This window comes from Bartonella sp. MR168JLCBS (assembly GCF_042194175.1).
Genome location: NZ_JBHIMP010000407.1, coordinates 1 through 681 on the forward strand (window position 1 = coordinate 1; position 681 = coordinate 681).

The following is a 681-nucleotide window of genomic DNA, read 5'->3' on the forward strand; positions in this document are numbered from 1 at the left end:
CATTCGCATGTCCAAGATCAAAAATACCATGCCCATTTCTTATTTGTATTGCAGCAGCTAAATGAGTAAGGGTAACATTTCCTAATTTCGCTTGCGGAGTAGAAAGCCGTACATCTACCCCAATGCGATTAAAAATTGTCATATCACAGAATGCCTTCTTTTCTTCAACTAAAGAAAATACCAATTCCGAGAGATTAAAGTCTAGGTTATCAAATGCTAACGATCCAATTACGATTGGTACATAATCCTGAAAATCTAACTCTAAAGCTCCACGCGCGCTTGATGTACCCATCGTAAATGTCACATTATTCATTTTAATATGCATGGGCTGCGCTAAAAAATGAGATTCCCATACAATAGGTATTTTCAATCCATGACCCCAGAACTGACTGCCTCCAATCCAGGCCAATGTCTGATTCCACTCTGGAGAACGCATTGATACCTTTCCATCAAAAATGTAATATTCAGATAATTGTGCCTGCCCTGTAAAGGTTATACCACCACGCACAGAATTGATGCTTGCCTTAATCTGGCTTTTCCCTCCTGCTAAAAGCAGCAATGCTTGGTCGGCATCAATCGATAATTTTGTTAACTCTCCGCGCCAACGAGCATCTGCACGAAACCGGGCTTCCTGGGTTGCTTCTGGCCAATCTAAAGCAGCATTTAATCCCGTTATTTTTT

1 pseudogene is annotated in these 681 nt (G+C 40.8%); it reads right to left on the bottom strand.

The window, feature by feature from the left end:
• Positions 1–681 (bottom strand): annotated as a pseudogene (locus tag ACFIK8_RS11645) (AsmA family protein); the annotation flags it as partial.